Source organism: Rahnella sp. RcJ3 (genome assembly GCF_009498575.1).
Classification (GTDB): Bacteria; Pseudomonadota; Gammaproteobacteria; order Enterobacterales; family Enterobacteriaceae; genus Rahnella; species Rahnella aceris.
Genome location: NZ_QSNX01000005.1, coordinates 158,065 through 183,049, shown reverse-complemented (window position 1 = coordinate 183,049; position 24,985 = coordinate 158,065). Strand labels below are relative to the sequence as shown.

Sequence of the window (24,985 nt, the reverse complement as noted above, 5' to 3'; positions counted from 1 at the left end):
GCAGGGGGGAGATGTAAAGAAGATTACTGAGCCGGGACGGGTGCAGGTGCCGGAGCCACTGGCGTTTCCTGATCAGGGGTTGCTGCCGGCGCTGCCGGCCCACCCAGAATACCGAAAAGACCGGCGAATTCCTGCAATGTCATTTTCTGGCCATTCAGGTCAACCTGATTGTCAGCGTAATGGAAGCTGCTGGTAATAGTATCGTCTTTCACCGTGGTCAGTTTAAACATCTGACCCATCGCTGCCAGCCCCTGAACCTGCTGCTGTGCCAGTTTAGCGGCGTCGTCTGCGCTGTAACCTTCCAGCTGAGCCACCTGCGTGGTGACCTGAGTGGCCATCGGCAGAGGAATAGTCAGTTTGGCATCAACCTTATTTACCAACTGAGACAGCATTTGATCCTGAGTCTGTGCCGGCGTTGCGGCCGGATCTTTGAGATCCAGTTGCAGGGTGAAGTTACTTTCGCCTTTGCTATTTTTCCAGCTCAGCGGTGCAATGCTGATGCCCGGATTGCCTTTGAGCAGCAGTGGCAGGTTAGCCAGCAGTAAATCGGTAGCCTGTTGCTGATAAACAGCCGGATCAATCTGACCCTGTTGCAGCAGAAGTGCGCGGGATTGCTGGTTATAGTTGTCTGCGAACTGTTTCATCGCCGCGCCATCGAGTTTATCCAGCTTCAGTGTCAGTTTGGCTGAACCGAAATCTGCACCCTGAATTTTCAGTGCGTCGAGGGTGTAATCCTGCTGACCGGCGATGTTATTGCCATTTTCAGAGAATTTGCTCACCAGTTTGAAGTTATCCAGCAAAGCGGCATCTTTGCCGTCAACGTTCACCAGGATTTGCTTCACAGTCAGGTTTTGATCACCCACGCCGACCTGAAACTTACCTTGTTTGGTGTCGCTGTCCATGCTGAAACCGGCCAGGGTCACTTTTTCAAGCTGACCCCACTGATTTTTAGAGGTCAGAGCGATGCTGTCGGTGCTGGCGTCCAGCTTCATGGCCGTCAGATCTTTGTCGACATCGACATTGATTTTACCGCCAGAGAAGGCCAGTTGGCTTTCATCTTTCTGATACGTCACAGGAATGATGTCAGCCGCCGAAGAACTTGCGCCGCTGTAGGAAACGCGGGTGTCAATCGTGACCAGAGATTTGCCTTTGGTGACATCAAACAGACCTTTCACCGTTGGCGTGTTTTGCAGCTCTGAATGAACAGAAGCCATGCTTGGGATCAGATTGAATTTTTTCAGCTGAGCGGCAGGGAAAGGGCCGTGATCGATAGTTTCGATAAAGGCAATTTCGTCACCCGTTTTCAGTACGCTGGTGCCCGCCGTTGCAGCAGCAGGCTCCGGTTGCAGAACAATGCGCATTTTGCTGCTGAACAGCCCGCGCTGGTAATCCTGATAGCTGACTTTCAGCCCGGCTTTCGGATAAGCACTTTGCAACTGGCTGTTAGCCGCCGCAACCTGTTCATCCATATGTTGTTCGATCAGCTTGCCCGTATACCACGAGACGCCTGTCCAGGCCGCGCCAAGGACTACAATGACGCTTACAGCGACTAACGACTTCTTCATATCTCTGTTTATCCTTATGAAATGTCCCGAAAATAAAAAACGCCTTCCGGCGTTATTAGTCTACAGAGTGTAGCTGAATCAGCAAAAAAATCACCAAAATGGGGCGTTTAGCCCCATTTTGTTTAATTAACTGTTCATTTCGCGAGTGTATTGAACACGCGTGCTATGCGGCCGTTGCCGCTGGCAGTCACCGGTGACTCAGTGGCTGACAGGAAACACGACTCACCCGGATTGAGAACCAGGGTTTGATTGTTCTTCACCAGAACGCTCTGACCCTCAATACAGAAGACAATCGCCGCACTGTCCTGCTCCAGCGTTTGCGGTTCAGCAGAGAGGCTGTGAATTGAAAAAGCAAAATCTTCGACCGGGATCGGGAAGTTGAGTTCCGCACCTTTGACAACCGGCGTGGTCAGCAATTCAGAAGCGGGTCTGGCGTTGAATTTCAAATTCGCCAGCAGCTCAGGAATATCAATGTATTTCGGCGTCAGACCTGCGCGCAGCACGTTATCGGAGTTCGCCATCACTTCCAGCGAGACGCCTTTCAGGTAGGCATGCGGCGTTTCGGCATACAGGAACATGCCTTCGCCCGGTTGCAGGGTGATTACGTTGAGCAGCAGCGGGGAGAACAGGCCGCTGTCATCAGGATAAAATTCAGAAATACTGCGGATGGTGTCCCACGGCTCACCCTGTTGTTCATCCAGAACGGATTTCAGCACGTCCAGCGCCCGGGATTTATCTTCACCTTCCAGACTCAGCAGGCCCGCAAACAGCGTGCGCAGGTGATCAACATCCGGAGACGTCAGGAAGCTGGCAATTAACGGATGCGCACCGGCCACGGGTTGCAATAATGAAACAATTTCGCGCAACTCGCGGAAACCGTTCATGGCCTGGAAAGGGGTCAGGGCATAAACCAGTTCAGGTTTGTGGTTCGGATCTTTGTAGTTACGCTCGGCGGCATCCAGTGGAATACCGGCAGCATTTTCTTTGGCATAACCGATTTCAGCCGCACTTTTGCTCGGGTGCACCTGAATCGACAGCGGCTGATCGGCGCACAGCACTTTAAACAAGAAAGGTAATTCGCCAAAGCGCTTAGCCACTTTTTCGCCCAGTTGCGCAGACAGTCCGGCACTTATTTGGTCGCGCAGAGAGAGGTTCTCCCCACGGGAGTTCTCAATCTGAGAGCTACATTTCGGATGAGCCCCCATCCACAGTTCAGCCATCGGACGGCCTTCTGCATCTTTAATTCCATAGAGTTTGGTCAGCGCGTCTTTGCTGCCCCAGGCGTAATTTTGTACACCGTTATGCATCTTTTGCATTGCTTCATCCTGAATAGAAAATATTGCCGACTAGTAAACAATGACGAAGGGGGCTTTACAACTGCGAAGGCCCAAAAAGTGCGGCTGGCATGCATTTTCAGATTGGGGATCGAATCCAATTATACGCCCGGCTTATATGTCACTATAATCAACAGGCCGCCAACGGATGCGTGGGAGCGCGTGCGGCAAACAGTAACCTGCAAAAAAACTGATTTATCATCGTAATAAGCATCTAAGGAGACAGTAATGGCATCTACACGCGTTGAGAAAGACTCAATGGGGCCAATTGATGTTCCGGCAGATAAGCTTTGGGGCGCACAGACGCAACGTTCCCTCGAGCATTTTCGTATTTCCTCTGAAAAAATGCCAACGGCGCTGATTCACGCGCTGGCACTGACAAAGCGTGCGGCAGCCAGCGTCAATATGGACCTCGGGTTACTGCCTGCTGAGCGGGCAAACGCCATTATTGCCGCTGCCGATGAAGTGCTTGCCGACAAGCATTCTGCCGAATTTCCGCTGTCCATCTGGCAGACCGGTTCCGGTACCCAGACCAACATGAATATGAATGAAGTGCTGGCTAACCGGGCAAGTGAAATTCTCGGTGGCGTGCGCGGCGAAGAACGTAAAGTTCACCCGAACGATGATGTGAACAAGAGCCAAAGCTCCAACGATGTTTTCCCGACGGCCATGCACGTTGCGGCAGTGATTGAACTGCGCGAAACCCTGATCCCGCAGTTGAAAGTGTTGCACAAAACGCTGTCCGATAAAGCCACGGCATATCGTGACATTGTGAAAATAGGGCGTACGCATTTGCAGGATGCCACACCGCTGACACTGGGACAGGAAATTTCCGGCTGGGTAGCCATGTTGGGACACAGCCTGACGCACATTGAAAACAGCATCCCGCATATTGCCGAACTGGCGCTGGGCGGAACTGCAGTCGGTACCGGGTTGAATACGCACCCGGAATACGCCGTGCGTGTGGCGAAAGCACTGGCAGAACTGACCGGACAACCGTTTGTGACATCCCCGAATAAATTTGAAGCGCTGGCGACCTGTGACGCACTGGTTCATGGCCATGGCGCGCTGAAAGGGCTGGCCGCTTCACTGATGAAAATCGCCAACGACGTGCGCTGGTTATCTTCCGGCCCGCGTTGCGGCATCGGTGAAATCTCGATTCCGGAAAACGAACCGGGTAGCTCGATCATGCCGGGCAAAGTCAATCCGACGCAGTGCGAAGCGATGACTATGTTGTGCGCACAGGTGCTGGGAAATGACGTTGCAGTCAACATCGGCGGTGCATCCGGTAACTTTGAGCTGAACGTGTTCCGTCCGCTGGTCATCCATAACTTCCTGCAATCCGTTCGTTTGCTGGCTGATGGTATAAGCGGCTTTAACGAGCATTGTGCGGTCGGTATTGAACCTAACCGTGACCGTATTACCCAGTTGTTGAATGAATCGCTGATGCTGGTGACTGCGCTGAATACCCATATTGGCTATGACAAGGCGGCGGAAATCGCCAAGAAAGCGCATAAAGAAGGCCTGACCCTGAAAGCGTCGGCGCTGAAACTCGGCTATCTGACCGAAGAACAGTTCGACGAGTGGGTGCGGCCTGAAGCCATGGTCGGTAGCATGAAAGCGTAAACGGCCTGCTATTTACATGTGAAATGAGGTCCGGGCAACCGGACCTTTTCACGTTCTGAGCGGCTTACAGCGGATGGTCCGTATAAAGATGCAGACGTTTGATCAGCAGGCTCAGTGGCTGCGACTGCGGTTTATATTTATGCTTCACGGATGACACATCGTAATCATGCAGTTCCCCTAACTTAGGAAGTTGCATCATGGGCGAACGCAAACATAACGCAATCAGCGGCAGCGGGCAGGGGTGTTGCACCTGTTTCTGGTTGTTGCGATACCACACGCGGGCTATGGGCTGAACTTTCACCGGGCGTTTGAATTTGAGCGCCGCGTGTTCCGGCAAACGCTTCACGTCTATCATCTCGCGGTTAATATTTTCCATCCATTGCTCACGGGTATAAGGCGAGACAGCGCGTCCGGCATGCAGACTCTTTTCCAGTTGTGCCAGAACTTCATCGCGGGTCACGTTCTTAATAATATGTTTGTTCGCCCAACCAAAGCGCACGGAGTCCGGGTCATTGAGATACGTCACCGAACGGTAAGCGTTCAGCGTTATCAGGCCGCGAAGGTGGGTATGTACAAACTCAAAACGCTGTTCACGGGCGAGACCGGACTCGACGGTCACGATATGTTCCAGCTCAGCTTTCAGCTTATTCACTTCTTCAATCAACAGCAGGGCAGACTGATGCTCCGCGGCGTCCACGGCATAACACAACACACCGGGTAAACGGACGGCGGATTTACTGCTGACATTCTCGTTATTATGATGAATAAACAACCGCTGAAAATGCTGTAATGCCAGTTGCTGTGCGGTTTCGCCGGTGTGAGGCATGACAGTGATTTTGTCCGCCGGATTATGCTCTTCGCCTTTCACTACTTCAGGCAAGGTAAATACCCGCGCCTGCAATAATTCCAGTTGCCCCAGGAAATTCCCCAAATCTTGCAATGCCATTTCCAGTTCGTTAAAACAGCCGTTCATCCGGGCAATTAAATCATAATCCGCCATAAACCCTCCGGTTAGTTACAACATACAGTTTAGGGCAAAATGGGAAAATGTACATACCTGAATAATAGGGAAATCATAAACTTCCCCTATATTACCGTGAGGGGGTGTTGCGGGGCTAAATATACGACCTAAACGACTAAACATGGTTCCATCCTGTTTATAAAGAAGCGTAATATAATTCCTATGCCCAAAAAGGATGATGACGTAAATCAATCTCTGCCACCGAAAAGACCGGGGGATAGAATTTCATTTATGCAAAATCATGACTCATAAATTAGTTACAACATACAGTTTAGGGCATAATAATTAAATGTGCACACATAAACATCTGTGAAATCATTAAATTCAGTGTGATAGTCGCTCAGCAGGGTGAAGAAGAACTTTACCCCTTCCATGCACGGGTCAGGTTAGAATAAAGAACTTTCTGCTTTCAGGAGTTTGCGATGACAGATCTGATCCGTTGCCCGTGGGGCACGAGTGACCCGATGATGATTGACTATCATGATGATGAATGGGGCAAGCCGGTACGTGACAGCCGGGCACTGTGGGAAAAGCTGATGCTTGATGGCTTTCAGGCCGGATTATCCTGGCGGATCGTGCTGAAAAAAAGGGATGCCTTGCGCCTGGCCTTCTGCGATTTTATACCCGAGAAAGTCGCAGAATTTACCGAAGAAGACATCGAAAGGCTGGTGAATAACGCCGATATTATCCGCTCCCGCAGCAAGATCACGGCGGTTGTCAGCAACGCCCGGGCCTATCTGTCCATGCAGCAAGCGGGTGAAGATTTTGGTGAGTGGATTTGGGCGCAAATCGGCGGGAAGGCGATTCAGCATACCGGGCCGATTCCGACTAAAGATGCGCTGTCTGATCAGATTTCAAAAGATCTCAAAAAGCGTGGATTCAAGTTTGTCGGCCCGACAATAGTCTATGCCTGGCTGGAAGCTACCGGCCTGATTAATACCCATCATCCGGATTGTTTCCGGCGTGCTCAGGTAGCAAAAGAAGCCTGATTTCTCGAAGGTTTTTTCAACGGGAATACTGCTTTTGATATTGTGACGGTGTCACGGATAATTGCCTGACGAACGCACGTCGCAAGATATCAACGCTGGAAAATCCGCACTGTGCCGCAACCTGCTTCACCGCCATTTCCCCCGTTTCCAGCAGTTGCCGCGCGTGAAATATCCGTTGCTGTTCCAGCCATTCTGCCGGTGATTGCCGCAGCGACTGATTAAACAAACGCGTCAGATGGCGGACACTGATCCCCATATGAACAGCCAGGCTTTGCACATTATGCGGTTGGTCGAGCGAATTCATCACCCACCGCTGTACGTCCTGTAATGCCGACCGGCCACTCAGCGACGCCTGACCATGGCGGCTGAACTGCAACTGCCCGCCGGGACGTTTGAAGAACATCACCAGTTGCGAAGCGACATCCAGCGCGGTTTCCCGTCCAAGATCTTCTTCCACCATATTCAGGGCTAAATCCAGCCCGGATGTGACACCTGCTGCCGTTCTCAGCTCACCCTCGGCAATAAAAATAGCGTCAGCTTCGACATTCACCCGTGGATACTCTTCGCTTAGTTTTGCGGCGACGGACCAGTGTGTGGTCACGCGCCGGTCGTCAAGCAATCCGGCGGCGGCAAGTAATAACGCACCGCTGCACACGGAACCAAAACGCTTCGCATGGTGGCTCCAGGTACGGATCCCGTCTTTTAATTTTTCATCCCGCAGGAATGTTTCCAGCACGGGCGCACCTGCGACGAGAAAAGTATCGACGGCAGCGGGAAGTGGGGTTGCAAGAGTGAGATCTGCAAACAGACGCGCGCCGGAAGAGGTGCGTACAACGGGATCGTCGCCAATCGCCATCACGCTCAGGGTATAAACGTCGCGGCCGCGTTGCCGGTTGGCTTCAGCGAAAACATCCAGCGGACCGGAGACATCGAGAAGTTGCACGCCCGGCACGGCGAGAATAATGATGTGTTTTGGCATTTGAATATTTCCTGTCGCAAATGAACAGTCATGTCTCATAACGTCATATTACGATGATTGATGACATTTATCTTGCCGCTTATGCTGACTCTATTCAACCCAACAGGACAAATACTATGACTCTGAACATTAAGGGTATCCGCATTCCCGACAGCAAAATGGCCCGTGAAGCAACAGAACGGGTCCGTGATATGGAATCCGATTTACTGTTTCATCATTCCAGCCGTGTATATTACTGGGCCGCGCTGGCCGGGCAACAACGTCAGCTAAAGGTTGATCATGAGCTGCTTTATATTGGCTGTATGTTCCACGATGTGGGGCTGACACACGAAAATTGCAGTTGCGATAAACGCTTTGAAGTTGACGGCGCCAATGCCGCACGCGAGTTTATGCAACAGCACGGAATCAGTACGCAGGACATCGATAAGGTCTGGACCGCTATTGCGCTGCATACCACGCCGGGCATCCCTGAATTTATGGATCCGGTGATCGCACTGGTGACTGCCGGAGTAGAAATGGACGTACTCGGCATCAATTATCAGGGCTACGATGACAGCGTACGTAATGCGGTTGTCGAAGCGCATCCGCGGACACCGGCGTTCAAGGAAGATATTATTCAGGCATTTTATAACGGAATTAAAAACAAGCCGCAGACCACATTCGGCAATGTCAAAGCCGACGTCATTGCTGATAAAGAACCCGATTTTATCAAAGGAAATTTCTGTTCAGTGATCCGCAATTCCCGCTGGAATGGCTGATGAGAAGAAAAGGGCGCGTGGAGAAGGGATCCCGGCGCGCCACACGCAATTAAAGAAGACGAAATTCAATCATAAACAGTGATTTCAGCCCCGGATAAATCTCGCTGATGACCTGTTTAAGTTCTTCCAGTGTCATGTTTTCCTGCACCGCGTGCTGATCGTTGAGATCGTCGAACTGTACACCAGTGACAGCGATAATTTCAATGTTGCAGAAAAACACGTCATCTTCATAACGGCTGACGCGAACCTGATCGCCTGCTGTAAAATCCGCGTCGCTGGCTTCACGCAGGGTGATCGTTTTACGGCCAGCAAGGATATCAGCCTCAAAACGACTGTAAAAAGTGATATTTTTCATGAGGTTTCCTGCGTTAAATAGAGAGAACGTCCGGTTGATGGTATAGCGTGCGCATATATCAGGCAGATATTAAAGAAGGACAGGGTGGCTAACCATCTCACCGTCATTGTATCTGTGAATCATAAATGACAAGAAGTTGTTCACGGGAGGAACAATTGCCGTGCCAAACCACAAAGGATTTTCCGGGCAGATGGAGCCGCAAATATAAGCCGGTATTCCGGCCAGTTGCCCGGCCATTGACCGGTGAACATGACCTGCTGAGATAGCGATGGGTTTTCGCGGATGCTCACTTAAAAACTCAGCCAGTTTTACCACATCGCGACACATTATCTGATCTAAAGGCGGAATGCCGCTGCGGATAACCGGATGATGCATGAAAAGAATGGAATCCGCGGGACCGTCGCTGATCAGATTATCGGCCAGCCACGGCAGATGTTCGCCAATGGCTCCTGCGGGATTTCCCTGGATGGTGGTATCAAGGCCGATAAGGCGGAGTTCACCGATGTCCGCGACAAAATGCAGCGCGTCATTTTCGCCGGAATTGCACCAGTAATGGCAATGCAAAATTGATTTCATTGCTGCACGGTCGTCTGAATTACCGGGCAATATGAATGACGGGTAAGATCTTTTATTCAGCTGAGCGGCGATAGCGGCATAACCATCACGCCAGTTGTCGTCAATCAAATCACCGGTCAGCACAAGGGCGTCAGGCGTAATGAGATCAATCCACGTCAGTGCGCGTTCAAAGCGTGCGAGGTTATCATTATTTTCTGCGGCATGAATGTCAGACACCTGAGCGATAATCACCAAAACCTCCGGGAGGATTTCCCGTTATCAGAATAAGAACAATGTAGAGTATATAGAACGGATAATCAAAGTGCGCATAATGTATATTATGTTAAATAGGATATCAACTTACGCACCAGACGCCATCATTTTCCTCATTCTGCCTCACCTGCTTCGTTCAACGTTTTTTCACCGTAATGAATGGCCAGCCAGATGGTCGTTCCATTCTGTTCAGTCCATTCGACGCGGTGTCTGCACAGCGACGGGATATTCACGAAGTCGCCTGCTTTCAGAATGCGCACCTCGGTTTCGGTATCAAACCTCAAACCAGCCGAACCTTGCAAGATCAGTATCCATTCGTCATGCGTCTGGCAATACCAGAATCCCGTCGGGCTGGCTTGTCCTGTGGAAATAATCCGCTCAATACGAATACCGGGTCGTGTCAGCAACTCTTCAAAGGTCTCGCCTTCACCATTGCGTGCAGCTTCAGGAATATCTGTGAATATGTTATCTGGCATTCACCACCTCCGTCCGGACTTTCAGGGTTTCAAATTGATCGCGCTACGTGAATTCTGAGAATTGAACAGCATAGTTGTACTGCAGATTTCACGTAGCACGTCCATTTTTCAGTGCTCTAAACACTATAAACCGGCATAGGCTTTTTCGACTTTGGCCATATATCTGGGTGCCTGCGGCGCCGGATGATACTGACGAACATGCCAGTTAAAGGCTTCCGGCGTCAGTTGATTAATCATCTGGATTGCCGTCTGCCGGTTACTGGAAAACGTTCTAAGTAACGCTCCCGCACCGTTGGCATACGCGACTTCTGTGGCATAACGGCGCGTCAGCGGATCGTTAATCCAGTTAAGTTGCTGACGTTGCAATGCACTGATGTATGCCGTTCCCAGATCAATGTTGGTTTCCGGATCCAGCAAATCATCGTCGTCCGGGCAACCGCGTTTACCTTTATAACGATATGCATCGCAACCGCTGGTCGATGCTTTCAGCTGCATCAGACCAATAGCATTAGATGGACTGACTGCTTTGGGATTAAATCCGGATTCGACCTGAATGATTGCCTTCACCAGTTTACGGTCAACTTTGTATTCATCGGCAGCATCTTCAATCTCATCATCAAAGGCATGGGTGTCGTATTTCTTATAATGAGGTTTGCCCGAGCAGCCAGCCAAAATCATCAGCATAACCAACATGCTGAATTGTGAAGTTTTTTTGAATAATGAAATCATAATCTTCCAGGATCTAAATGAACGTTTCTCCGGTTGATAAGATACCGTTATCGTCACTCAGGGTCATGTATTTATGAGGGATTTTCTGACATTCAACGGTATCAAAAGTGCGAAATCCGGTCCCTGCGCCCTGCTTTCACGTTAATTTACTGGCTGAGTGATTCAATAACAGTATTCGCAGATTTGACTTATTTAATACACATTGTATTTTTAATGCCATGAACACATTCCTGATTATCGTCCCCGACGGGGGCATGTTATTCGAAGCAGCAGGCATTGCTGATATCCTCATGCAGGCAAATCGTCTGTTGCCTCTCCACGCCACGTCTGATTCCAAAATTGCGCCTTATCAGGTGACTGTGGCCACTACACAACCGCACCGTGTGATTCACGGTGTCTCAGGGCTTAACCTTCTCGCGGATCACCGGTTATGCGATCTTGACCCCACATTGACCCGCGACACTATCTTAGTCACCGGTAAAGGCTTATCTGAAGAAGAAGGCTCAAACGTTGTTTGCTGGTTACAACAGGCTGCGCCGCATGCCCGCCGCGTGGTATCTGTTTGTGGCGGCGCGGTGTTGCTCGCCCAGGCGGGATTACTCAACGGCCGACACGCCACCACACACTGGCGTCTGATCGACACCCTGCAGGCACAATACCCGCAGGTGACCGTGGAACGCGGCCCGATGTATGTTCAGGACGGTCCGGTCTGGACGTCAGGTGGCGTCAGCTCCGGCTTTGACCTCACTCTTGCATTGGTCGAAGAAGATCATGGTTTCAGCATCGCTAAAAATGTTGCTCAGGATTTAGTAATGTTTCTACGGCGTCCGGGTGGACAGTCGCAATTTAGCCGCTATCTTTTGAATCAGGCCAGCAATGGCTCTATCCGCGAACTTCAGGCCTGGTTACCTGAGAATCTCAACAGCGATTTATCTGTCGAAAAACTTGCTGAACGTGTCGCGATGAGTCCGCGAAACTTCACGCGCGTTTTCACACGCGAAACCGGCATAACCCCGGCAAAATATGTTGAGGAAGTCAGGCTGAGTGCCGCGCGACAGCTTCTGGAACAAACAACACAAAACATAGATCGTATCGCCCTCACGACCGGCTTCGGCGGCGGGCTGAACCTGCGCCGCGTTTTTGAACGAAATTTACAACTGACACCGACAGAATACAGAGAACGCTTTTGCTCCAGATATTTGGCGTAAATTGATCTTTTATTGTCATTTACGCCAACCCTCCTGCGTACTAGATTAACTGTAAAGCAGATAACTAAGGAGTTCATCATGGTCAAAGTAGGTATCAATGGTTTTGGCAGGATTGGACGGAATGTTTTGCGCGCCGCACTCGGGCGGGATGACTTCCAGGTGGTGGCAATTAATGATCTTACGGACAGTAAGACTCTCGCTCATCTTCTGAAATATGACTCACTCTCAGGCACGTTAAAAGCTGACGTCGAAGCGGGTGAAGGCGAATTACGGGTTGATGGAAAACCGGTACGCGTTTTCTCAGAAAGGGATCCCGCTGCAATTCCGTGGAGCTCTGTGGGCGTTGATATCGTTATTGAAGCTACCGGCTTCTTTACTGAAAAAGCCAAAGCGGAAGTTCACATCACCCGGGGCGGAGCAAAACGCGTCATTATTTCCGCACCGGCCAAAAATGATGACATTACTATTGTGATGGGCGTTAATGACAGCGATTACGACCCGGCAAAACACAAAGTGGTCAGCAACGGCAGTTGTACCACCAACGGTCTGGCCCCTGCCGCTCAGGTTCTGCATCAGACCTTCGGCATTGAACACGGCCTGATGAACACCACACACGCCTACACCAACAGCCAGGCGTTGCATGATCAACCTGAAAAAGATTTACGGGGTGCGCGTGCGGCCGCGGTTTCCATTGTTCCGTATTCCAGCGGCGCAGCGAAAGCGATCGGGAAAGTTATCCCGGAACTGGACGGACGCATGACCGGTTATTCACTACGAGTTCCGGTGCCGGTGGTTTCCATCGTCGATTTAACCGTTAACCTTAAACGCGAAGCGACTGTTGAAGAAATTAACGCCGCGTTTCGTAAGGCGGCTGAATCCGGCCCGCTTAAAGGCATTCTGGGTTACAGCGAGGAGCCGCTGGTGTCGAGCGATTATCGCGGTGATCCGCGTTCATCCATTATTGACGGGCTTTCAACATTGGTGATTGGCGGCAAGCTGGTGAAAATTCTCGCCTGGTATGATAACGAATGGGGCTTTTCAAACCGCCTGGTCGATCTGGCCCTGTTAATGGAAAAACGCGGTTTATAACCTCCTCTTTTCCTGCCAGAATAATGACAGACACCGCTTTATGCGGTGTCTTTTTATATGTCAAAGACGATCACCATTTTTAATAAAACACACTGTATGTTGTAACTAATTAATTATTTCTTGCTCCAGGAATGAACGTCATTTCTCCTGCGGCCCGATGGTCATAAACGGGTTATAGGCGATTTCCCACAGATGTCCGTCCGGATCGGCGAAATAACCCGAATATCCACCCCAGAACACTTTCTGTCCCGGTTTAATCATTTTACCTCCCGCACTGACTGCCTGAGCCAGAATGGCATCCACTTTAGCTTCACTGGCCACCGTTTGCGCCAGCGCCATACCGCGAAAACCATTCCCTGCCGGGCTGACTTGCGCATCTTTTGCCAGTTCGTCCCACGGAAACAGAGAAAGCCAGGCACCTGCCAGTTCAAAAAAACTGACACCTTCAGAATCGATAACCACTTTTGGAAAGCCCAGTCCGTGCTGATAAAATTCGGTAGAAGCGGCCAGGTCTTTAACACCCAGCGTGATCATGTTGATGACAGGTTGCATTGTATTTTCTCCGTCAGAGGGATAAAGCAAACAGGTAAAATGGCTTTCCGGATAGCATAAATAGTTTCCGGAAACTTTACTTAGATAACCCTTCCACTTGTCTCAAAATGTTAATGGCACCCGTCCTTTTCTGATAAATGTTGCTTATCGTGCTAATCTGACGTCTCAGAACCTGCTAATCCCCGACGTTGAGGATCTCCTGTGACCATATTACGCCGCCGCCCGGAAGCCACCTCTCCCGCCGTCCGTTTCCTGCCTGAAACCATTCATATCGGCCGTCAGTTGCGGACTTATTGTGATGCCCGTTTCAAAACCATTGGTCTGACACTGGCTCGCGGGCAAGTATTATTACATCTTGAAGCCGCCAGCGGGCGCCTGCCTCAGGGTGAACTGACCGCGTTGCTGGAAGTGGAACACCCTACCGCCATTCGCCTGTTTGACAGCCTCGCCGAGCTGGGCCTGCTGGAACGCTGCCCCGGAGAAACCGATCGTCGTTCGAAAGATATCAGACTGACAGAAACCGGAACTGAGCTGGCAAACCAGGTACGCATCATGACGGATGACATTCTGATCCGCGTCATGGAAGGTATTCCGCAAAATGATGTGGATATCGCCCGGGGTGTTCTCGCCAGTATTACTGCCAATATCGCCGCGCTTTAATTGGCGATTTTTCACGTTTTATAGCTTTTCCCGCCCGAAATAGTCACTTCCGTTACTGATTTGTTACTCGTTATTTTCATTTGTAAATATCACCAGTATGAATAATTGGGTAGACACCGTGGAAATGCCTTATTACATTATGTAGCAAGGTACAAATTAGTCGGATAACGCGACGGGTAACTTCACCAAAATCTCACAACGTATCGCGGTGCGCATTGAACTGGAACCGGGACAGCAGCAAAGTAACCGTCTGCGTCCGGGCATGTCCACCATGGTCAGCGTAGATACTGCACTGGCTCCGGTCAGCCAGCAGTATTAGCCCCGGGGAAATCGGAATAATAGCGCTGCGCCACGTCAGGATGTGAACGCAGCCGCCCTTTCAGATAATTGAAACCCACATCGCGGAATAACGGATTCAGCGGATCGCTTGCCTCTCCCCGCGCTTCCTGCGCCAGTTCTGCGGGCAACGGGAATAATGGCACAACAGCATCAAGCTGAGCGCCAAGGAAAAATGCCAGCGACAAGCGCTCGCCGCCTTCCGGTGGCGAGACAACCCGATGTACCGTAGCGCGCAGATAGCCGTTGGTGGCAAGTTCCAGTAACTCGCCGATATTTACCACCAGCGTATCAGGGACCGGAAACGCGTCGATCCACTGGTTTTCTTCCACTTCCACCTGTAAACCGCGCTGTTCATCCTGCAAGAGAAAACTGAGGAATCCTGAATCCTTGTGCGCACCGACCCCCTGATTTCCGGCGCCCACCGTGCGTCCCGGATAACGGATCAGTTTGATATGTTCATTGGGCTTTACGCCATACAGCGGATCAAACGCGTCTTCCGGCAGTTTCAGCGCCAGGGCAAAAGCCCGCAGCAGACGCAGCGACATGGCCGTCATCTCCCGTTGCCAGCGCAGTAACAGCGGGCGCAATTCCGGCAATGCTTCCGGCCATTGATTCGGCCCCTGCAATCTTGCCCACGCAGGCGTACTCTCTGTCACCGGCAGTTTTGGCCGCTCGGCACCGAGATCAAACTGTTCGCGCCAGTCCGGCTGACCCCGGGTAATCTCCGAGGCGGCCCGGTTATAACCGCGAAAGTGTGGCGAGTTGATCATCGCCACAGCCAGTTTGTCTTCCTCGGGCAGTGCAAAGAATTGTCGGGCAACCCGCTGAACATCCTTCAGTAACTGCGCATCAACGCCATGATTTTTCAGGTAGAAAAAACCAATCTCACGCGCCGCATAACGCAGTTGCGCAAGGAACGCTTCCCGCTGTCCGGGCGTTGCAGAAAACTGACTGAAATCGATCAGAGGGATAGAGGGGGATGTCTGGCTCATCGCGTAGTCCGCCGTGATGTTATTAATAATTATCAACGCTATCACGGTTGCCGGATGACAGACCAATAGCCAGATGGTCTGGTTTATACTTCAGGGTTATGAATGAGAGGCAGAAAACAGCCAGCCCTTCCATGGACAGGCCGCTGATTTATTCACAAATTTTTAATGACTTAAGACTTATTGCCAAGATAGTGATACACCACCGCCAGATCCTTCCCACCATAACCGCCATCGACCGCACCCTGCCAGGTCTGACTGATACGTTTCATCACCGGCAGTTCAAGATTGCTGCCCGCTTCCAGCGCCAGATTGATATCTTTCAGGGCCCAGGTCAGCTGCATCTGCGGGGTGTAATCACCGCTTTTGAACATCTCCATTTTGCCCCTGATATACGGCGCAGCAAGCGGACCGCCTTCCAGCACATTCCACAGATCGTCGGGGGTGAAACCCAGCGCTTCGGCAAGTTGCGTAGTTTCTGCGATACCTTCCATCATGGCAATCAGCCAGGCATTGACCACCAGTTTCATTTTGGATGCACGCCCGGCTTCGCCCAGCCATTTTGTCGCTTTGGAAATGGCGGCAAATACCGGCTCAATAGCCGCGCCCGCTTCGCGATCCCCGCTGGCCAGCACCACAATTTGCGCCTGTTCGGCCGGTGCTTTCGTCCCGGAAACCGGTGCATCAAAGAACACCACATCAGGACGCAGTGTTTTAATCAGCGCCATCAACGATTCCGTCGCGTCTACGCCGAGCGTTCCCATTTGAGCGATAATGCCGCCCTGTTTCAGGCCGGCAAGCAAACCGTTGTCACCCTGATAAACGTCAAGGGACGTTTTGCCATCGGACAGCATTGTAATCACCACATCCGCCCCTTCAGCGGTTTCACGCGGTGTCCGGCCGCGTGTCGCACCGGCTTTCACCAAATCATCACCCCGTGAAGCCGTCCGGTTCCAGACGCGGGTATTGAACCCTTTTTTGATCAGGTTAGCGGCGAACGCGTGCCCCATTGCGCCCAGCCCCAGTACGGCGACCGTGGGTTGTTGCTGACTCATGCCTGACTCCTTACGTAAACAATGTATGTTGTAAAAAGGCTAACACCCCGGCGCGCTGTCCGGGCATTGGCTTCTGTAAGCGAATGCAACAGAAAGGCTGATATTACTTAACCTCTGCTGAGTAAGTGGCGTAACATACGCGCTTTCGCGCCTGGCATTTAATATTGATTTATTCAGGCAGCTTATGATTTGACTGATAATTTTCAGGAGTGGCAAGCATTATGAGTAAAGTTGTTTTGATCGGGATTGTTTCAGTCATTTTCGTTTTGATGGTGCTGATGTTGGGCTCTGTGTATATCTACCCGTGGTGGATGCAGCGCTCCACAGAAGGCGCGTGTGCCGATATCAGCAAGGACAATGCCATCGATACGGTCACCCGTGATTACATGGAAAACCGTATCCCTAACTGGGGCAATGATAAAGACAACATGGGCACGTCGGTGCCGGTTCTGAATTTCATCAGCGATGACGCTAAAGAAGACAAAGGGACCTATAACATCCCGTTCAGCGCGAAAGGCCCGAACGGCACCCTGGGTTATGTCGCGCACTTTAACTGTTCCAATCACTACGTGAAATATTCGACGGTGGAATAAATCCAGACGAACACCCTGGGCTTGCGTCTGTCACCCCGCTCGCTGGAACATAAACGCCGGCAACAGCGCGCAGTGAGAAAAACGCAGGATTCCAGGGGGTTCGTTTCCAATTTTTTGGGCCGCTGTGGGCAGCAACCTACGACCTTGTCCTGGATTTTAAATTTAAAAGCGCCCGGAGTGCCCGCTCAGGCATCAGCTAAGCCGACTCCCTCTCCACCAGCCCCGGTGGCACAATAATATTCTGCGCTTCCAGATTCTGCCCGCCAATCCTCAGCAACAAGCGCCTGGCCGTTGCGTGGCCGATTTCCCGTGCGGAGTTCGCAATGGAGGTCAGCGGAGGCTCGGTCAGCTCCGATTCCGGTGCATCTTCCATGCCTATCAGGGCAATTTTTTGCTGGAAGAAACTGTCTACTGCCCCGCCGCCGACTTGTGCGCCGGTGCGCAGAACGCCGAAATAGGCACCCAGCGCGACGGAAGCTTTATGGCAGACAATCGCGCTGATTTTCGGATAGCGGGATAATAAGATTTCGGCAGCATCGGCGGCGCATTTTTGCTGATAGTCACATTCAATAATCCATTCAGTGCGAAATGGCAGACCGTATTGCAGCAGTGTGGCGCAGAAGCCGCCGAGGCGTTCGGCGCGGGTTAACGAATTGCTCAATCCGCCAAGATAGGCGATTTGTTTGTGGCCCTGTTTGATCAGATATTCCGTGGCCATTTTCGCCGCGAGCATATTATCGGGACGGACAACGTCAACCCCCTCAATACCCCCGGAGCGCGCGGCACAAATCAGCGGGACGCCATGTTCTTCGGCCTTTTCTCTCAACCCACCGAGGGTATTCACGCCACCGGCGATCACAATGCCGTCCACGCCGTGGGTCAGCAACGTATCGAAACAACGCATCAGCCCTTTACCGGACGGTCCGCTTTGCAGCAGAAATAACACTTTGCCCTGCGCTTCAAACATCTCACTGAGACCGGCGGTCATTTCGGCATAAAACGGTTCACAGATATCGCGGACTATCAGCCCGACCACGCCGGATTCTCCGCCGCGCAGCGTACTCGCCTGCCGGTTGCGCACAAAACCCAGCGCATCAACCGCCCGGTTAACCCGTTCTGCGGTTGTCTGGGAAATCCGTCCCTTGCCGCTGAGCACCAGTGAAACCGTGGTCACGGACACTCCCGCGTGCTGCGCCACATCTACGATCGTGATTTTTTTAGGGTTCATCGGGTGTTGCCGTTGATTTGAAATGCCATGAAACAGGATCCCTGCCCGCCCGCTTTACTCGAAGGCTGGAATAATTAGCGTGGTCAGACAGTTATACCTAATTCCACCCTTTGAGTAAAACGTTTAACCATCCTTTTACCAGCGTAGTGCAAGCATCATTAAATATTGTGAGGTACGACACGTATTATTTAGGTAAAACGTTTTATCTTAGCCGCCATCAAAAGCAGCTTAATAAAACAACTCATGGAGCGGGTATGCCTGCAAATAAAAAACAACGTGTCACACTTTGGGAATTCTTCCAAAGCCTGGGGAAAACTTTCATGCTTCCGGTCGCCCTGCTGTCGTTCTGCGGCATCATGCTGGGCATCGGCAGTTCGTTAAGCAGTCATGATGTGGTGACGCTGATCCCCGCATTAGGGAATCCGATCCTGCAACTGGTCTTCGTCTGGATGAGCAAAGTCGGATCGTTTGCCTTCAGCTTCCTGCCGGTAATGTTTGCGGTCGCTATCCCGCTGGGCATGGCGCGTGAAAACAAAGGTGTGGCGGCTTTCTCCGGCTTCGTCGGTTTCGCCGTGCTGAATCTGGCGATTAACTTTTTCCTGACCGCCAACGGCACATTGCCGACCGTCGACCCGATGGTGCTGAAAGCCAATAATATCCAGATGATCCTCGGCATTCAGTCTATCGACACCGGTATTCTGGGCGCAGTGATTGTCGGTATCATCGTGTACATCCTGCACGAGCGCTACAACACGATCCGTTTGCCGGATGCGCTGGCCTTCTTCGGCGGCACGCGTTTTGTCCCGATTGTCACCACGGTGGTGCTCGGTCTGGTCGGTTTGCTTATCCCGCTGATCTGGCCTTTCTTCGCTGCTGGCATTAACGGTCTGGGCCGCCTGATTCAGGGCGCAGGGGTATTTGGTCCGATGATTTTCGGTTCCGGCGAGCGTCTGCTGTTACCTTTTGGTCTGCATCACATTCTGGTTGCACTGATCCGCTTCACCGAAGCTGGCGGTACGCTGGATGTCTGTGGTCGCGAAGTCAGCGGCGCGCTGACCATCTTCCAGGCGCAGCTTTCCTGCCCGACCACGCACGGTTTTTCTGAAAGCGCGACACAGTTCCTTTCTCAGGGCAAAATGCCTGCGTTCCTCGGCGGCTTGCCGGGTGCTGCACTGGCGATGTACCACTGCGCGAAACCTGAAAACCGTCATAAAATTAAAGGTCTGCTGATTTCCGGCGTGGTTGCCTGTGTGGTTGGCGGCACCACTGAACCGATCGAATTCCTGTTCCTGTTTGTTGCGCCGGTTCTGTACGTGATCCACGCCATTCTGACCGGCCTGGGCTTCACCATCATGTCGGTTCTGGGTGTGACCATCGGCAATACTGACGGCAACATCATCGATCTTGTGGTCTTCGGTATCCTGCACGGCACTGCCACCAAGTGGTATCTGGTGCCGGTTGTGGCGGCTATCTGGTTCGCGGCTTATTACGCCATCTTCCGCTTCTCCATCACCCGCTTTAACATTAAAACCCCGGGCCGTGAATCTGAGAACATGCCTGCTGCCGCAGCGGTGCCGTCTTCCAGTAAATCTGGCTACAACGTGCCGGTTATTCTGAGCGCGCTGGGCGGTGCCGGTAATATCGTTTCTCTGGATAACTGCATCACCCGCCTGCGTCTTTCCGTGGCAGATATGTCGCTGGTCGACGATGCCACGCTGAAAGCCAACCGCGCCATCGGTGTTGTGCATCTTAACGAACACAATCTGCAAGTGGTGATTGGTCCGCAGGTGCAATCAGTGAAAGATGAACTTGATTACCTGATCCGCACCGCGGCGAGTCAGCCCGCGCCGGAACCGGCTATGGCGTAACTATGATTAACAGGGCGACTCCGGTCGCCCTTTTCTGCTTTATTCAGGGAGTGAAAAGAATGACTTTTGATTTCTCCACCGTTACCGACCGTCATGGCACCTGGTGCACCCAGTGGGATTACGTTGCTGACCGTTTCGGCAGTGCAGACTTACTGCCATTTACCATCTCCGACATGGATTTCCCCGCTGCACCCTGCATTCTCGATGCGTTGCAAAAACGTCTGCAACACGGCGTGCTCGGTTACAGCCGCTGGCATCACGATGATTTCCTCGGCGCGGTGGCGCACTGGTATCAGCAACGTTTTAACAGCCAGATTGACCGCGAAATGGTGGTTTACGGCCCGTCAGTGATTTACATGGTTGCGCAACTGATCCGCCAGTGGAGCCAGCCGGGCGACGGCGTGGTGACATTTACGCCCGCCTATGACGCCTTCTTCAAAGTTGTGGATGGCAATCAGCGCCAGATGCTGGCCTGTCCGCTGATTAAAAACGCTAACGACTGGGCGCTGGACGCAGAACATCTGGAAAGCCTGCTGGCGCAACCGGCCTGCTCTTTGCTGTTACTGTGCAGCCCGCATAACCCGACCGGTAAAGTCTGGACACGCGAAGAACTGACGCAGATCGCTGAGCTGTGTAAACGCCACAACGTGCGGGTGATCAGTGATGAAATCCACATGGATATGGTCTGGGGCGAAAACCGCCATACGCCGTGGAATGAAGTCGCACGCGGTGAATGGGCGTTACTGACGTCCGGCTCGAAAAGTTTCAACATCCCGGCGCTGACCGGCGCTTACGGCCTGATCAGCCATCAGGCCCCGCGCGAGGCGTATCTGCAGCAGCTAAAATCCTGCGATGGCTTATCGTCTCCGGCAGTGCTGGCCATTCATGCGCACGTTGCCGCGTATCATCACGGTGAACCCTGGCTTGACGCGCTGCGGGAATATTTACAGGGCAATCTGCAATACGTTGCGGAACAACTGAACGCCGCCTTCCCGCAGCTCAACTGGCAGCCGCCGCAATCCACCTATCTGGCCTGGATTGATTTGCGCCCGCTCGGGCTTGACGATAATCAACTGCAAAATGAGCTGATCGAACATCAAAAAGTCGCCATCATGCCGGGTTATACCTACGGCGAAGAAGGCAACGGCTTCCTGCGCCTGAATGTTGGCTGTCCGAGATCGAAGGTGGAAGCGGGTGTTGAAAAATTAATCAATGCCATCAGGGAGTTGGTCTAAGCTCCTCCCCCTGCGAAGGGGGAGGACGGGAGGGGGTTTTAAGGGCAAACACTTGGTCGATTCACACTTCAACCTCCTGATATTTCTTTAATACCCCACCCCAACCCTCCCCTTCGCAGGGGAGGGAGCAAATTCAAAACCCTTCTTGTTGCGCAACTAAATACAGTTATAATGCCCCGCACATTTCAATAATAATGAGTGCACACCATGATCGACACACGCCTTCCCCTGACCGACATTCACCGCCACCTTGATGGCAACATCCGCGCTCAAACCATTCTCGATTTAGGCCGTCAGTTTAACCTGACCTTGCCTGCCAATGAACTTGAAGCCCTGCGCCCGCATGTCCAGGTGATGCATACCGAACCGGATCTGGTGAGTTTTCTACAGAAACTCGACTGGGGCGTAAAAGTGCTGGGCGATCTTGATGCCTGCCGCCGTATCGCCAAAGAAAACGTTGAAGATGCGGCGCGTGCCGGTCTGCATTATACCGAGCTGCGTTTCTCCCCGTATTACATGGCGATGAACCACAAACTGCCGGTCGCTGGCGTGGTGGAAGCGGTGATTGAAGGGATCCGCGAAGGTCAGCAACATCATGATATCGATGTGCGTCTGATTGGCATTCTGAGCCGTACCTTTGGTGAAGATGCCTGCCAGCAAGAGCTTGAGGGTTTGCTGGCGCACCGCGACGGCATTACCGCACTGGATCTGGCCGGTGATGAACTGGGTTTCCCCGGCAGTCTGTTCCTCAGCCACTTTAACCGTGCGCGTGACGCAGGCTGGCGCATTACCGTGCACGCCGGTGAAGCCGCAGGGCCGGAAAGCATCTGGCAGGCGATCCGCGAGCTGGGCGCAGAGCGTATCGGTCACGGCGTGAAAGCCGCACAGGATCCGCAACTGATGGATTTCCTGGCGAAGCATCAGATTGGTATCGAATCCTGCCTGACTTCCAACATACAGACCAGCACCGTGGCCTCTTTTGAGCAGCATCCGCTGGCGATTTTCCTGCGTCACGGCGTGCTGGCTTCCATCAATACCGATGACCCGGCGGTTCAGGGCATTGAGATTGCTAACGAATATAACATCGCCGCACCGGCTGCCGGGCTGACGCCAGACGAGATCCGCAAGGCACAGGAAAACGGCCTGACCATGGCGTTCCTGACAGACGCTGAAAAGCAGGCTATTCGCGACAAAGTATCGGCGTAACGCTTTCTGTGACAATAAAAAAGGGCGGAAATAATCTCCGCCCTTTTCTTTTCGATTCAACCTGTCAAACCGTTTTTACTTCTTCTTTCTTCAGCAGTGCTGCGGCTTCTTCACGTGCCACACGTTTGGCATAGCGTGAGGCCAGTACCGCGCACACCATCAACTGAATCTGGTGGAAAATCATCAGCGGCAGCACCATCGCCCCTACTGCAGCAGCCGGGAACAGCACGTTCGCCATCGGAATACCGTTCGCCAGACTCTTCTTCGACCCGCAGAACACAATGGTGATTTCATCTTTGGTGTTAAAACCAAACAGACGCGCCACGTAAGTATTGATGATCAGCACAATAGTGAGCAGAACAACAGAACAGCCGAGGATCGCCAGCAGCGACCAGCCGTTGATCTGATGCCAGATCCCCTGCACCACCGCTTCACTGAACGCCACATATACCACCAGCAGAATCGATGAACGGTCAGTGACGTTGACGATTTTCTTGTGACGCTGTACCCAGCCGCCAATCAGCGGACGACAAAGATGTCCGATGATAAACGGCACCATCAGTTGCAGCACAATAGAACCGATGGCGTGCAGGGTGTCAGTGGTGCCGCCCTGTGTATGCATCAGCAGGCCGACCAGCACCGGCGAGAGGAACACGCCAAGAATACTGGATGCCGACGCGCTGCAAATGGCCGCCGGAATGTTACCACCCGCCACCGAAGTATAAGCAATCGCAGACTGCACGGTCGCAGGTAGTGCGCAGAGATACAGGAAACCGTAGTACAACGTCGGCGTCAGGATCCCCACCGGCACCAGCCATTTCATCCCCAGACCGAGCAGCGGGAACAACGCGAAGGTGCTGAGAAACACCACTACGTGCAGACGCCAGTGGCTGATACCCGCCATGATCGCTTCACGGGAAAGCTTCGCACCGTGCATAAAGAACAGCAGCGCGATAGCGGCCGTGGTCAGGTAACCGAAGAAGGTTTTATAAATGCCTTCACACGGGAAAAATGAGGCGACCACGACAACACAAACCAGGATCAGCAAAAACTTGTCGATTTTCAGACGTTGTAACCAGGACATGAACCTTCCTTGCAAAGTGAATAACAAATGAAAAATAAAAGTGCCACCAAAGTGACACTTAAGAAGCGTAGACGACGTGTTAGTTCTTGATGACTTTCAGGGTCGCCTGTTGTTCTGAGGACTGCATCCCCAGTTCGAGCATTTCCATCACACGGATAGCATCCGCCGCCGGAACCGGATTGTCGCCCTGTCCGTTAATGGCATCCCGCACCCCGGCATAATAAGCCGGGTAATTGCCCGGAATGGTCAGCAGCGATTTTTCCGCCAGTACGCCGTCGTGGCTCAGCGTAATCACACCATCGCGCTTGTCGAATCCCCAGTCAGGCTGTGGCAGACGTTCACCGGCTTTCAGGCGGTCCTCCTGCGGATCCAGCCCGAATTTCACGTAGCTGCCCTTCTCGCCCTGCACGATAAAACGCGCAGTTTCGGCAACCGCATACACCGTACTGTGCAGCACCACGCGACGGCGCGGATAGGTCAGCACCGCGTTGAAATAGTCCACGGCTTTACCGCCGGGGCGCAGTACAGCCAGATCCGCCTGCAACGTTTCCGGCAGTCCGAACAATTGCAGCGCCTGATCCAGAAGATGCGAACCCAAATCGAACCAGATGCCGCTGCCCGGCGCATCACTTTCACGCCAGCGCTGCTGAACCTGCGGTTTGTAACGGTCGTAATGGGATTCGAAATAGACGATATCGCCGAGCGCACCTTCTTCAATCAGCGTTTTAACCGTGAGGAAATCCGAATCCCAGCGACGGTTATGAAATACTGACAGCACCTTGCCTTTTTCACGCGCCAGCGCGTCAAGCTCGCGGGCTTCCTCAAGTGTTACGGTAAAGGGTTTATCCACGATAACGTGCTTACCCGCTTCCAGCGCCAGTTTCGCCAGCGGGAAATGGGTGGTATTGGGCGTCGGGATCACCACCAGATCAATGGACGCATCGGCAAACAGCTTTTCCGGCGAATCTACCACCTCCACATTGGGCCAGTCCGCATGGACTTTGCCCGCATCGCTGCTGGAAACCACCGCCAGCTCGAGGCCGGGCGTGCCATCAATCAGGGGTGAATGAAAGGTTTTACTGGCGAAGCCGTAGCCGACGAGGCCGGTACGCAGGGTCTGAGTCATAGGATTTCCTTTATTTAACGGTCTTATCCGCTGGAGGCTAATCATCTGATTTGACACCAGCCACGCAGGATGAACAAGTGAAAAATTTGCCCT

The 24,985-nt window shown here is 52.4% G+C and carries 24 protein-coding genes and 1 pseudogene; 11 read left to right on the top strand and 14 right to left on the bottom strand.

Annotation, left to right across the window (positions count from 1 at the left end; genetic code table 11):
• Positions 1 to 23: 23 nt before the first annotated feature.
• Together DXU84_RS08825 and manA are read right to left on the bottom strand one after the other, a co-directional pair.
• Positions 24 to 1,565: a YdgA family protein gene (locus tag DXU84_RS08825; protein ID WP_131637672.1), complete on the bottom strand. Its 1,542-nt coding sequence runs from the start codon at positions 1,563 to 1,565 to the stop codon at positions 24 to 26.
• Positions 1,566 to 1,699: 134 nt separating this feature from the next.
• Positions 1,700 to 2,881: a mannose-6-phosphate isomerase gene (gene manA / locus DXU84_RS08820; RefSeq protein ID WP_112198078.1), complete on the bottom strand. Its 1,182-nt coding sequence runs from the start codon at positions 2,879 to 2,881 to the stop codon at positions 1,700 to 1,702.
• 246 nt (positions 2,882 to 3,127) lie between these two features.
• Between manA and fumC the strand changes: the two genes are divergently transcribed.
• Complete coding sequence (fumC, locus tag DXU84_RS08815; protein WP_112152260.1) at positions 3,128 to 4,525, top strand: class II fumarate hydratase; 1,398 nt, start codon at positions 3,128 to 3,130, stop codon at positions 4,523 to 4,525.
• 64 nt (positions 4,526 to 4,589) lie between these two features.
• Here fumC and tus read toward each other — a convergent pair whose 3' ends face one another.
• Positions 4,590 to 5,525 (bottom strand): DNA replication terminus site-binding protein, encoded by a 936-nt coding sequence (gene tus, locus DXU84_RS08810; protein ID WP_112152259.1) that lies wholly within the window; start codon positions 5,523 to 5,525, stop codon positions 4,590 to 4,592.
• Between the two features lie 443 nt (positions 5,526 to 5,968).
• Between tus and DXU84_RS08805 the strand changes: the two genes are divergently transcribed.
• The gene (locus DXU84_RS08805) at positions 5,969 to 6,535 is read left to right on the top strand and encodes a DNA-3-methyladenine glycosylase I (RefSeq protein ID WP_153375443.1); all 567 of its coding nucleotides are present in this window, start codon (positions 5,969 to 5,971) and stop codon (positions 6,533 to 6,535) included.
• 16 nt (positions 6,536 to 6,551) lie between these two features.
• Here the strand turns inward: DXU84_RS08805 and DXU84_RS08800 are convergent, their stop codons facing one another.
• Positions 6,552 to 7,514: a GlxA family transcriptional regulator gene (locus DXU84_RS08800; RefSeq protein ID WP_153375441.1), complete on the bottom strand. Its 963-nt coding sequence runs from the start codon at positions 7,512 to 7,514 to the stop codon at positions 6,552 to 6,554.
• A 116-nt stretch (positions 7,515 to 7,630) separates the two neighbouring features.
• Here DXU84_RS08800 and DXU84_RS08795 point away from each other — a divergent pair, with 116 nt between their 5' ends.
• Positions 7,631 to 8,272, top strand: a complete 642-nt coding sequence (locus tag DXU84_RS08795; protein ID WP_153375439.1) for an HD domain-containing protein — start codon at positions 7,631 to 7,633, stop codon at positions 8,270 to 8,272.
• A gap of 49 nt (positions 8,273 to 8,321) precedes the next feature.
• Here DXU84_RS08795 and yqfB read toward each other — a convergent pair whose 3' ends face one another.
• From yqfB to DXU84_RS08775, 4 genes are all read right to left on the bottom strand, one after another.
• Positions 8,322 to 8,627: a N(4)-acetylcytidine aminohydrolase gene (yqfB, locus tag DXU84_RS08790; protein ID WP_013575510.1), complete on the bottom strand. Its 306-nt coding sequence runs from the start codon at positions 8,625 to 8,627 to the stop codon at positions 8,322 to 8,324.
• A gap of 69 nt (positions 8,628 to 8,696) precedes the next feature.
• Positions 8,697 to 9,434, bottom strand: a complete 738-nt coding sequence (locus tag DXU84_RS08785) for a metallophosphoesterase (protein ID WP_314522988.1) — start codon at positions 9,432 to 9,434, stop codon at positions 8,697 to 8,699.
• A 134-nt stretch (positions 9,435 to 9,568) separates the two neighbouring features.
• Positions 9,569 to 9,931: a cupin domain-containing protein gene (locus DXU84_RS08780; RefSeq protein ID WP_112198082.1), complete on the bottom strand. Its 363-nt coding sequence runs from the start codon at positions 9,929 to 9,931 to the stop codon at positions 9,569 to 9,571.
• 123 nt (positions 9,932 to 10,054) lie between these two features.
• Positions 10,055 to 10,660, bottom strand: a complete 606-nt coding sequence (locus DXU84_RS08775) for a transglycosylase SLT domain-containing protein (protein WP_013575507.1) — start codon at positions 10,658 to 10,660, stop codon at positions 10,055 to 10,057.
• 218 nt (positions 10,661 to 10,878) lie between these two features.
• Here DXU84_RS08775 and DXU84_RS08770 point away from each other — a divergent pair, with 218 nt between their 5' ends.
• Complete coding sequence (locus DXU84_RS08770) at positions 10,879 to 11,868, top strand: GlxA family transcriptional regulator (protein WP_121019344.1); 990 nt, start codon at positions 10,879 to 10,881, stop codon at positions 11,866 to 11,868.
• A 78-nt stretch (positions 11,869 to 11,946) separates the two neighbouring features.
• On the top strand, positions 11,947 to 12,957 hold the full coding sequence (gene gap, locus DXU84_RS08765; protein ID WP_013575505.1) for a type I glyceraldehyde-3-phosphate dehydrogenase: 1,011 nt from the start codon (positions 11,947 to 11,949) through the stop codon (positions 12,955 to 12,957).
• Between the two features lie 138 nt (positions 12,958 to 13,095).
• On the opposite strand, the gene DXU84_RS08760 is transcribed toward gap, so the two are convergent.
• Positions 13,096 to 13,509: a VOC family protein gene (locus DXU84_RS08760; protein ID WP_112152252.1), complete on the bottom strand. Its 414-nt coding sequence runs from the start codon at positions 13,507 to 13,509 to the stop codon at positions 13,096 to 13,098.
• Between the two features lie 201 nt (positions 13,510 to 13,710).
• Between DXU84_RS08760 and DXU84_RS08755 the strand changes: the two genes are divergently transcribed.
• Positions 13,711 to 14,169, top strand: coding sequence for a MarR family winged helix-turn-helix transcriptional regulator (locus DXU84_RS08755; RefSeq protein ID WP_112152251.1), 459 nt, complete (start codon positions 13,711 to 13,713; stop codon positions 14,167 to 14,169).
• Positions 14,170 to 14,332: 163 nt separating this feature from the next.
• A pseudogene (locus tag DXU84_RS08750) lies at positions 14,333 to 14,488 on the top strand (hypothetical protein); the annotation flags it as partial.
• On the opposite strand, the gene DXU84_RS08745 reads toward DXU84_RS08750, so the two are convergent.
• Positions 14,472 to 15,500, bottom strand: coding sequence for an isopenicillin N synthase family oxygenase (locus DXU84_RS08745; protein ID WP_013575502.1), 1,029 nt, complete (start codon positions 15,498 to 15,500; stop codon positions 14,472 to 14,474). The pseudogene DXU84_RS08750 and the gene DXU84_RS08745 sit on opposite strands and share 17 nt — an antisense overlap.
• A 170-nt stretch (positions 15,501 to 15,670) precedes the next feature.
• Positions 15,671 to 16,552, bottom strand: a complete 882-nt coding sequence (locus DXU84_RS08740) for an NAD(P)-dependent oxidoreductase (protein WP_119261630.1) — start codon at positions 16,550 to 16,552, stop codon at positions 15,671 to 15,673.
• A 221-nt stretch (positions 16,553 to 16,773) separates the two neighbouring features.
• Between DXU84_RS08740 and DXU84_RS08735 the strand changes: the two genes are divergently transcribed.
• Positions 16,774 to 17,145 carry a protein YebF gene (locus DXU84_RS08735; protein ID WP_037034006.1) on the top strand — a complete coding sequence of 124 codons (372 nt, stop codon included), beginning with the start codon at positions 16,774 to 16,776 and terminating at the stop codon, positions 17,143 to 17,145.
• A gap of 196 nt (positions 17,146 to 17,341) precedes the next feature.
• Here the strand turns inward: DXU84_RS08735 and malI are convergent, their stop codons facing one another.
• Entirely contained in the window at positions 17,342 to 18,373 is a 1,032-nt protein-coding gene (gene malI, locus DXU84_RS08730; RefSeq protein ID WP_119261629.1) for a Mal regulon transcriptional regulator MalI, read from the bottom strand.
• Between the two features lie 254 nt (positions 18,374 to 18,627).
• On the opposite strand from malI, the gene malX reads away from it, so the two are divergent.
• The 3 genes from malX (at position 18,628) to add (ending at position 22,682) form a co-directional block, all read left to right on the top strand.
• Complete coding sequence (gene malX / locus DXU84_RS08725; protein WP_153375435.1) at positions 18,628 to 20,241, top strand: maltose/glucose-specific PTS transporter subunit IIBC; 1,614 nt, start codon at positions 18,628 to 18,630, stop codon at positions 20,239 to 20,241.
• Between the two features lie 59 nt (positions 20,242 to 20,300).
• Positions 20,301 to 21,476 (top strand): MalY/PatB family protein, encoded by a 1,176-nt coding sequence (locus DXU84_RS08720; RefSeq protein WP_126124882.1) that lies wholly within the window; start codon positions 20,301 to 20,303, stop codon positions 21,474 to 21,476.
• 207 nt (positions 21,477 to 21,683) lie between these two features.
• Positions 21,684 to 22,682 carry an adenosine deaminase gene (gene add, locus DXU84_RS08715; RefSeq protein ID WP_153375433.1) on the top strand — a complete coding sequence of 333 codons (999 nt, stop codon included), beginning with the start codon at positions 21,684 to 21,686 and terminating at the stop codon, positions 22,680 to 22,682.
• 64 nt (positions 22,683 to 22,746) lie between these two features.
• Here the strand turns inward: add and DXU84_RS08710 are convergent, their stop codons facing one another.
• Both DXU84_RS08710 and DXU84_RS08705 read right to left on the bottom strand, forming a co-directional pair.
• Positions 22,747 to 23,766 carry a bile acid:sodium symporter family protein gene (locus DXU84_RS08710; RefSeq protein ID WP_013575495.1) on the bottom strand — a complete coding sequence of 340 codons (1,020 nt, stop codon included), beginning with the start codon at positions 23,764 to 23,766 and terminating at the stop codon, positions 22,747 to 22,749.
• Positions 23,767 to 23,845: 79 nt separating this feature from the next.
• Positions 23,846 to 24,892, bottom strand: coding sequence for an oxidoreductase (locus tag DXU84_RS08705; protein WP_013575494.1), 1,047 nt, complete (start codon positions 24,890 to 24,892; stop codon positions 23,846 to 23,848).
• Positions 24,893 to 24,985 lie beyond the last annotated feature (93 nt).